At 62.2% G+C, this 9924-nt stretch carries 6 protein-coding genes and 1 pseudogene; 6 read left to right on the top strand and 1 reads right to left on the bottom strand.

The genetic code is table 11. The features are described 5' to 3' along the window. Positions 1 to 988, top strand: a pseudogene (locus tag ACTHNR_RS00005) (DNA-directed RNA polymerase subunit beta'); the annotation flags it as partial. A 97-nt stretch (positions 989 to 1085) separates the two neighbouring features. Here the strand turns inward: ACTHNR_RS00005 and ACTHNR_RS00010 are convergent. After that, entirely contained in the window at positions 1086 to 2732 is a 1647-nt protein-coding gene (locus tag ACTHNR_RS00010; protein WP_440545325.1) for a M4 family metallopeptidase, read from the bottom strand. A 720-nt stretch (positions 2733 to 3452) separates the two neighbouring features. Between ACTHNR_RS00010 and ACTHNR_RS00015 the strand changes: the two genes are divergently transcribed. The 5 genes from ACTHNR_RS00015 to ACTHNR_RS00035 all read left to right on the top strand — a co-directional run. After that, entirely contained in the window at positions 3453 to 6278 is a 2826-nt protein-coding gene (locus ACTHNR_RS00015; RefSeq protein ID WP_440545326.1) for a hypothetical protein, read from the top strand. A gap of 139 nt (positions 6279 to 6417) precedes the next feature. After that, positions 6418 to 8265, top strand: a complete 1848-nt coding sequence (gene recQ, locus ACTHNR_RS00020; RefSeq protein WP_440545327.1) for a DNA helicase RecQ — start codon at positions 6418 to 6420, stop codon at positions 8263 to 8265. A 250-nt stretch (positions 8266 to 8515) separates the two neighbouring features. Continuing rightward, positions 8516 to 8896, top strand: a complete 381-nt coding sequence (gene rpsL, locus ACTHNR_RS00025; RefSeq protein ID WP_006998493.1) for a 30S ribosomal protein S12 — start codon at positions 8516 to 8518, stop codon at positions 8894 to 8896. 159 nt (positions 8897 to 9055) lie between these two features. Continuing rightward, positions 9056 to 9526 carry a 30S ribosomal protein S7 gene (rpsG, locus tag ACTHNR_RS00030; protein ID WP_008343817.1) on the top strand — a complete coding sequence of 157 codons (471 nt, stop codon included), beginning with the start codon at positions 9056 to 9058 and terminating at the stop codon, positions 9524 to 9526. 122 nt (positions 9527 to 9648) lie between these two features. Further along, positions 9649 to 9924 (top strand): GTP-binding protein (locus ACTHNR_RS00035; protein WP_440545328.1); only part of this gene is annotated, 276 nt, incomplete at its 3' end.

Below are 9924 nucleotides of genomic sequence, written 5' to 3' on the forward strand. Positions count from 1 at the left end.
CGGCGAGGAAGTGAAGATCCCCGGTACCGAGCACTCGGTGCAGATCGGCTTCCAGGTGGGCGCACTGATCACGGTGAAGGACGGTCAGCAAGTGCAGGTTGGTGAAGTGCTCGCACGTATCCCGACCGAAGCGCAGAAGACGCGTGACATTACCGGCGGTCTGCCGCGGGTGGCCGAGCTGTTCGAAGCGCGTTCGCCGAAGGATGCCGGCATTTTGGCGGAAGTCACGGGTACGACGTCGTTCGGTAAGGACACGAAGGGCAAGCAGCGTCTCGTCATCACGGATCTCGAAGGCAATCAGCACGAGTTCCTGATCGCGAAGGAAAAGCAGGTGCTGGTCCACGATGGTCAAGTCGTCAACAAGGGCGAAATGATCGTGGACGGCCCGGCCGATCCGCACGACATCCTGCGCTTGCAGGGTATCGAGGCGCTGTCGCGCTACATCGTCGACGAAGTGCAGGACGTGTACCGTCTGCAAGGCGTGAAGATCAACGACAAGCACATCGAAGTGATCGTGCGTCAGATGCTGCGCCGCGTGCAGATCACCGACAACGGCGATACGCGTTTCATCCCGGGCGAACAAGTCGAGCGGTCGGACATGCTCGACGAAAACGATCGGATGATCGCGGAAGACAAGCGTCCGGCTACGTACGAAAACGTGCTGCTCGGTATCACGAAGGCGTCGCTGTCGACCGACTCGTTCATCTCGGCCGCATCGTTCCAAGAAACGACGCGCGTGCTGACCGAAGCGGCGATCATGGGCAAGCGCGACGATCTGCGTGGTCTGAAGGAAAACGTGATCGTCGGCCGTTTGATCCCGGCCGGTACCGGTCTTGCATTCCACAAGGCACGCAAGGCGAAGGAATCGTCGGATCGCGAGCGTTTCGACCAGATCGCCGCGGAAGAGGCGTTCGAGTTCGGTACGCCCGAAGCGCCGGCAGCCGAATCGCCGGCCGACGAGCCGCATCAGCAGCATCCAGCGGAGTAATCGCCAGGCGGTGCGAGCCGCCGTGTCGATGCGAAAGCAAAGCCGCTCGGTCTTCGGACCGAGCGGCTTTTTTTACATGCGCCCGGCAGGGCGCGACTTATTCCCCGCCTACGAAATCGGCTACCAGCGTGGCGTTGCTGACGGTGCGGTAGGCATGGATCAGCACGTAATGCGTCCCGGTTCGCGGTGTTTTCAACGTGATCCGCTCAGCGTTTGATAGGCCGATCGATTTGGCGTCGTAGGACGTCTTCGTCGGTGCGGCGCCGAACTTGGCGTAGAGATCGCCGTCGCCTTTGCCGCCCGAAAGCCGGAACACGAGGTTTTTGGCCCCCGCCGGCACATCGATTCGATAGACCCGGGTTTGCCCTTCAGTCAACGCAATTGCGCTGACGGGTTTGCCTTTGATCAGCGCGTTGTTATCGGTCGTGCCGCAGGCCACGCCCACCTTGTCGAACGCGGCGGTGACGTCGGCGACCCGATAGCCACGGCTTTCCGCAGCCTTTTCGACGCCGCAAGCGGCCTCGTCGAACGTCGTTTCGGCGGTCCAATGAAGCCGGTTGGCGTCCGCCATGATCTCGAATGCTTTGCGTACGTCCCAGCCGGGCGACGTGGCGATTAGGTAGAACGCTTTGTTGTACACGCCGCTCGTTTGGTGCACGTCGAGCTCGCTCGTATAGTCCTTGGCGTCACCGATCGACCGGCCGTCTTTCGGCGGATCCGCCATGTAGCGCAGCGCGTCGCCTTTTTTGACGATGTTCGCACCCACCAGGAAGTCCGCCTTTCCTTTCATGTAGAACTCGGCGGCTTCCCCCGCCATATCGGAGAACGCCTCGTTGATCCCGCCCGGCATCTCGCTGTAGATCAGGCCGGCGTTCTGTTCGGTGAAGCCGTGGCTGATTTCGTGTCCCGACACGTCGAGAGAGACGAGCGGGAAAAAGCGCGTGGCGCCGTCGCCAAAATACATCGCGGTGCCGTCCCAGAACGCGTTCTCGTAACCCGTACCGTAGTGCACTTTCATGTACAGCGTTTGATTAATAGGGCGCACGTCGAGCCAATCGTGATACATGTCGAATACCACGTGGCCGAAGTAGTGCGCGTCGTTGAGTGGCGAATAGGCGCCGTTGATCTCGCGATAGGTATTGCGGGGGCAGGTGAAGTGGAAAGGCGTGTCGCCGCTCTCGCCGTTTTGAAGATCGACGGTGATGACGTCCGGCGTCGCCACGTTGCACTTGTCGTCGACGAGCAAAGGCCCGTAGTCGGTGCCGTACTCGTACTTGCCGGTCTTGGTGTTCCCGCCCGGCCCGGTCGCGTTCATATGCGCGATTCCCTCCCATTGTTTCAGCACGGCCCCGGTGTTCGCGTCGATCAGGTAGGACGGACGACTGGGCCGCGTCGCCCCTGTCTTGACGAACGAGACCAAGTAGACGAGCTGGGCGACGTTGCCTTGGTCGACGCGCACGAATAGTTTCACGATTTCATTCGCGGTCAGCGTCGCATTCGCTAACGCTTTCGCCTGAACGAGCACATTGGGTGGCGAATAAACGGGGGTCACGCTCGGTACATCGTTTTCGATATTGCGTACCAGCGTCCCCGATAAACGCATCGTTCGATGCGCCCCGCTTTTCGTTTCGACGACAGCAGCATTCCACACCGGAACGCCACGGAAATATTGCTGATAGCGGGTGACGACATCGCCGTTGGAATACTTTTGACTGCGCAGCGGTTTGAGGTCGCCGCTACTCAAGCCGAGCGCCGCCGGCGCGCTAAGCGTCCCGTTGGCCGTGTCGTTTTTAGAGTCCGATCTTTCAAGTTCAACGCGCGTTGCTGCGTGCGCGTTGGGGCTGACAGCTGCTGCAACAGATAGCGCTACGAGCGTTGCATTTACCAGGCGATGAAATGCTGGTTTCATAACATCTCCTATGGGAAGCCGAACCGTCGGGATCGCCGCCGGGCCGGCGTGGGCCTCGATATCGCAGGTGGCGCTGCGACTGCGTCGGATAGATTTTCGGTAAATGCCCTCCTTTCCGTGTATGCATCGACGTCGATATGCGTATTTCATGAAAATCGTTTGTAAGCATATCGTCTGGCCGAGTATAGGTTGAATTCTAGATTTTGGAGAGGTCTGGGTTGATTTGTGTGTTGATTATTCGGTATGCAATTTGTGTTAATTGGTGATTCTCGATCTGCATTTCGATTTAAGCGCGAATTTGAATGAATGGGGATCGGACCGAATCAAGCCAATTCATCGATCGTCGAACAGTTTTGGGGCAACCAGGAAGCACAAGACGGCGCGATCGACGCGGACTCGTTGTTTTAAACAGGCCTTGCCGCACGGCGCCGGCGAGTTCGGTGCGTTCGCTTTTAGCCGCACCGCTTCGGATCCGACGCGCATTCCCGCACCTGGTGGTCAATGATACGAAACACTTCATTTAACCGATCAATTCCGTGCGGGAGGCGAAAAGCCATGAGCGATCTTCATGCCGTATCCAACGAATCCAGTTCCGACGTCGAGGAAGGGCATCATCAGCCGCCGCCAACGAACAACACGCCGGCCCCGACCTCTTCCCAGCGCCAGAATCTCGGCGCGTTCGGCGCCCTAGCCTCGCGCAACGCGCCGCAGGTCGGCGGATCTTCCGGTGCAAATACGTCGAACATTCGCAGAGGCGACCTTCCCGTATCAGTCGGCTCGTCCTCGCTTACGCGTCGTCATTCCGTGAGCGCCTCGGATTTCGGCCGAATCAACGAAGAAATTTCGCCGGAAGCACGCCGAACGGCGGCCGAATTCAGAGCCGCGCTCCAACTGCCGCCGATCGACAATTCGAGCCCCGAGAGCGCATTGCGCGGCCACCAAATGCGGTTGGCTGCGATGACGGAAGCCATTCATGGCGTTTTTGAAACCATTGCACACGCCGAGGGATCGGGCGGCGGGGTGACGATTCAACCGATCGCGGACACGCCCGAGATTCGCGCCGCGCAGGCCGATCTGCACGCGAAGACGGAGCGTGCCGAAACGCTCGAAAGCGATGCGCAAACGAAGCGCGGCGAAGCGACTGAATTGAGGAGAGCGGCGGACGAAGCCTTGGAACAGGCCAAGACGGCCCATACGGCGCACGGGGAGGCTCAGCGTGTAGCGCAAACCAAGAATGAGGCAGCGACGAAGGCCGAGGCCGCCGCGACGAAAGCCGAGGAGGCCGCGAAGGCCAAGGCGGGCGAAGCTGCCAACGCTCAGAAGACCGCCGACGCCGCGCAAGCGCACGCCGAGGCACTCGGCGGGAAAGCGGACGAAGCTGAGACGGCGGCCGATAAGGCGCAGACCGCCGCCGACAAGAAAGCGAGCGAAGCGCGCGACGCCGAGAAAGCCGCGGACGGAGCGAATCGGGTCGCCCAGGATAAGTCCGACGCCGCAACCGGCGCACAGGAGCATGCGGACGACCTGCGCGCCAAGGCGGAGCAGCTTGCCGCGGCCGTGGAGACGACGCCGGAAAAGGAGCGGCCCGCCGCGCAGGCCAAAGCGGCCGAAGCGGATAAAGAGGCGTCGCAGGCCGAGCGCATCGCACAGGACGCGAAGACGGGTGCAGATGAAGCGGCCAAACACGCAGCGCAATTGAAGTCGGAGGCGCACACACAAAAAACGCAATCCGGTGAACTTCAAGCGCAGGCCGCGAAGGCGAAGGCGACAGCGCAGGAAGCTCGCACCTCGGCCGATGAGGCCAGTAAGGCGGCAGCGACCCTTGGCCGCGAGGCGAACGCCATCGGGAAAGAGGCGCAGGCGCTCAAGGCGCGCGCTCAGGAGCTGGCAGCCAAGGCCGGCCCGCTTAGAACCGAGGCCGACAAGGCGAGCGAGCAAGCCGAAAAAGCGGGCGACATCGCACGCGAGACCAAGCGCCTCGCGCAGGAGGCCGACGCCAAAGCGGACGGCGCCGAACAGGAAGCCGACAAGGCCGAGGGCGCCGCCCACACCGCACGTGAAGACGCCGAGGCCGCCGGGCGCGCGCTGCAAGAGGCGATCGAGAACGCGCCCGTCCAGCCCGATACGGGTAACGATGCGACCGACGCAGCGTCGTCGAGCCACCGCGCGAGCACAGCGACGAACGATGCGGCGCATACGGGGGACGCGACGACCGCGACCGATACCGACAACGCGGCGCGCACCGGCAACACGACCTGGGCGCAGATCGGGAAGAACTGGGCGCTCAATTCGTTGAAGATCGTCGGCCAGCAGACCGTGTCGGTGGGCGTCACGACGGCGCTGCGCGAAGCGGTCGGCGCGGGCGTCCAGGCGCTGTTGACGCACACGCATGCGAGCGACGAAGTCAAGGCGGGCATCGCGGGCGGCCTTTACGGCTCGGTCATCCTCGCAAATCTAATGACGATGCTCTATCACGAGCTGCAGGGCATCGGCAATCCGACCACGCATGCGGGCAACATCGCCCAGATCGTCTCGCTGTCCGCGGCGGTGAGCGCCGCGGCGACCACCGGCACGCTCAAGGATCTCGTGCCGAGCCTCGTGAAGACGTTCCAATACTCCGGCGGGCGCGATGTCGGCAACCTCTACCTGCCGCTTGGCGACAACGTGCCGGAAGGAAAAGTGAGCCCGCTCACCGTACAGGCGATCAACTTCTTTTTCTATTCGGCCAACCAGATGCTCGTCAACAGCGCTCAAAGCTTCCACGGCGTGTCGGGGGCGGGGCTGGTGGACGCGAGGCAGCAGAACAAGACCGACCCGAACACCGGTGAAGCCGAGACGCTGCGCAGCGGGTTTGCGTCCCTCGCCACCTACGTGGTCGCCAATCTCGCGGGCGAAGCCGCGGACCAGTTCACCGGACGCATGCTGAACAATGCCCTGAGCGGTGGCAAATTGGCCGATTTGGAGGTCAGTCTCACGGCCGACGGTTGGCCTGGCGCTCAAAAGGCCTTCGATACCTTTGCCGCCGACGGCGTGTCGCGCACATCCATCTTCTATACCGTCTACGGCCTATCCGCCGCGGCTAACCCCCAGATTACACCGCCGCATTTCGGCGAAAGGGGCGCCCCTTGGCTGCAGAACTTCGTCGGAGCGGCGTTCATCGCGCTGTTGTGCCTGCCGGCGGTGATGACGGCGATGAAGACGGCGCGCACGATGGCCAATCGAGGCGGTGGCGCGCAGGAGGAAGGCGAGGCTCGCATCACTTCGGTTTCGACGCCGCCGGGTACGCCGCCGCGAAACGAGACGGACGAGATTACCCTGCGCGATCAGGGGGGCGGGACCAGCGGCAACCGTCGCGCGACGGGATCGGACAACCGCGTCTGATCTCGCGCGGGACGTCGCCGGCACCCCGGCGACGCGCGTTTTGTCGGCCGAACGGCCAACGCTTGGAAGATGGGCGTCGTGCAGGCGGGTGGGTTGGTAGAATTGCGCCCATCCGCCGTTTGCCGTTCCTACCGTATCCATGTCGCGTGCCCTAGCAATTCTCAATGAAGTTTTCGGCTACCCCGTCTTCCGAGGGCAGCAGCGCGACATCGTCGAGCACGTCGCCGGCGGCGGCGATTGCCTCGTGCTGATGCCCACGGGCGGCGGCAAATCGCTTTGCTATCAAATCCCGTCTCTCGTGCGGCGTGAAGCCGGCCTGGGCGCGGGCATCGTCGTTTCGCCGTTGATCGCGCTCATGCAGGATCAAGTCGCCGCGCTCAAGGAGCTGGGCGTGCGCGCCGCGTATTTGAACTCGACGCTCACGGGCGCCGAAGCCGCGGCCACCGAGCGGGCGCTGCGCGAGGGCGAACTCGATCTTCTGTATGTCGCGCCCGAGCGCCTGATGACCCCGCGCTTTCTGGAGCTCATCGAACGGGCGCGTATCGGGTTGTTCGCCATCGACGAAGCGCATTGCGTATCGCAATGGGGGCATGATTTCCGTCCCGAGTACATGCAGCTGTCGGTGCTGCATGAGCGCTTTCCATCGGTACCGCGCATCGCGCTGACGGCCACGGCGGATGCGATCACGCGCGACGAAATCATCCATAGGCTCGCGCTCGACGAAGCGCGTGTGTTCGTCTCGAGCTTCGATCGGCCAAACATTCGCTATCGCATTGTCGAGAAGGACAATGCGCGTAATCAGTTGCTCGATTTCATCCGCGCCGAACACACGAACGATGACGGCACGACTGACGCCGGCGTCGTGTATTGCCTCTCGCGGCGCAAGGTCGAGGAAACGGCCGATTGGCTCAAGACGCACGGCGTGCGTGCGCTGCCTTATCACGCTGGAATGGATTTCGAAACGCGCCAGCGCCATCAGGAAATTTTCCAGCGCGAAGAGGGTGTCGTCATTTGCGCGACGATTGCGTTCGGCATGGGGATCGACAAGCCCGACGTGCGTTTCGTCGCGCACCTCGATTTGCCCAAGAGCGTCGAGGGCTATTACCAGGAGACGGGGCGCGCGGGCCGCGACGGGTTGCCCGCGAATGCATGGATGGCCTATGGCCTTGGCGATGTCGTCCAGCAGCGAAAAATGATCGACGAATCGGAGGCTGACGAAACGCACAAACGCGTGCAGACGAGCAAGCTCGATGCGCTGCTCGGCTTATGCGAGACGGCCGCGTGCCGGCGCGTGCGCCTGCTCTCCTATTTCGGGGAAGGCAGCAAGCCTTGCGGCAATTGCGATACGTGTCTTGAGCCCCCCGTGACCTGGGACGCATCGCGGGAAGCGCAAATGGCGCTGTCATGCGTGTTTCGCGCCCGACGGGCCAGTGGATTCCATTTTGGCGCGGGACATCTCATCGACATTCTGCGCGGCAATCTCACGGAAAAAGTACGCGAACGCGGCCACGATACACTGAGCACCTTCGGCATCGGCGCGAGCTTGTCGGAAGCCGAGTGGCGCGGCGTGTATCGCCAGCTCGTCGCCTACGGCTATCTCACGATCGACCACGACGGCTTCGGCGCCTTCATGTTGACCGAGGCCAGCAAACCCGTCCTCAAGGGGGAGCAGAGCGTCACATTGCGGCGCTATGTCAAACCGACCAGGACGCGCCAAGGCGCCTCGCGCACGCGGGAGCGCGCCGACCCCACGGCCGGGCTGGGGGCGCGCGAGCGTGCCCGCTGGGAGCGGCTGCGTACGTGGCGCACCGATACGGCCAAGCGCGACGGCGTGCCGGCCTATGTGATCTTTCATGACGCCACGTTGGCCGAGATCGCCCGGTCGGCGCCCGATACGATCGACGATCTGCGGCATATCCCTGGTATCGGCGCGCGCAAGCTCGAACGCTTCGGCGACGAGTTGCTGGAGGTCGTCGCAGCCGACTAGCCGGTGCGCCTCGGGAGCGAGGCGCGGCGGGCTTCGGGCCCTGAACGCCGCGCTCGTCGCACGCAACCTATTGACGCGGTTGACGTTTTTGAAATATCATGCCGGGTTCCTGTTCTTGGCTTCTGGGTCGAGGGTCCGCTCACGTGTGAGCGAGTTCGCGTTTCAGGCCGAGCGGGAAGTTTGACACGCATCGTGGGTCGCTTTGCCCGGCTGGCGGTGCGGTGTTTTTGATCAATTTCGGGAATACACAATGCCAACCATCAATCAACTGGTTCGCAAAGGCCGCGCGTCGGAAACGACGAAAAGCAAGAGCCCGGCCTTGCAGGACTGCCCTCAGCGTCGTGGCGTGTGCACGCGTGTGTACACGACGACGCCGAAGAAGCCTAACTCGGCGCTCCGTAAGGTCGCCAAGGTTCGTCTGACGAACGGCTTCGAAGTCATTTCGTACATCGGTGGTGAAGGCCACAACCTGCAGGAACACTCGGTCGTGCTGATTCGCGGCGGCCGTGTGAAGGACTTGCCGGGTGTGCGTTACCACATGGTCCGCGGCTCGCTCGATACGCAGGGCGTGAAGGATCGTAAGCAAGCTCGTTCGAAGTACGGTGCGAAGCGCGCTAAGGCGGGCAAGTAATTCGCCTGTCGGAGTAGTTTGGGCGGTGGTGCCGGAGTTGCCGGCGCTGTCGAGTAAGTGGTCACCCGGCCAAGCTGGTTAGTCGTAAAAGATAGATCGGGTTTGTTGGTGGCCGCGGGGTCCGGATTGGGCTCCAACTGAAAAGTCAAAGGAAGAAACATGCCGCGTCGTCGCGAAGTTCCCAAGCGGGAAGTGTTGCCGGATCCGAAGTTCGGCAACGTTGATGTAGCAAAATTCATGAACGTGCTGATGCTCTCCGGCAAGAAGTCGGTCGCCGAGCGCATCGTGTACGGCGCTTTCGAACAAATCCAGACCAAGGGTGGCAAGGACCCGCTGGAAGTGTTCACGGTTGCGCTCAACAACGTGAAGCCGGTGGTCGAAGTGAAGAGCCGCCGCGTTGGTGGGGCCAACTATCAGGTTCCGGTCGAAGTGCGTCCGTCGCGTCGTATGGCATTGGCGATGCGTTGGTTGCGTGAGGCCGCGAAAAAGCGCAGCGAGAAGTCGATGGCTCTGCGTCTGGCCGGTGAGTTGCAAGAAGCCGCGGAAGGCCGCGGCGGCGCGATGAAGAAGCGCGACGAAGTGCACCGGATGGCGGAAGCCAACAAGGCGTTCTCGCATTTCCGTTTCTAAGCCTTAGCTTAAGGCCATACGGAAAATTTCCGGGCGGGTGCGCTTATCGAGCGCCTCGCCCGTTTGTGTTAGGGCGTGAAGACAACTCAAAGCTCTTCGCGCTATCCCAATAGAGGATCAAAGTGGCTCGTAAGACACCTATCGAGCGCTACCGCAACATCGGTATTAGCGCTCACATCGACGCCGGCAAAACGACGACGACCGAGCGCATCCTGTTCTATACCGGCGTGAACCACAAGATCGGTGAAGTGCACGACGGCGCGGCGACGATGGACTGGATGGAGCAAGAGCAAGAGCGCGGCATCACCATCACGTCGGCTGCCACCACCGCCTTCTGGAAGGGCATGGGCGGCAACTATCCGGAACACCGCATCAACATCATCGACACCCCTGGGCAC

Source organism: Trinickia sp. (genome assembly GCF_051954495.1).
Classification (GTDB): Bacteria; Pseudomonadota; Gammaproteobacteria; order Burkholderiales; family Burkholderiaceae; genus Trinickia.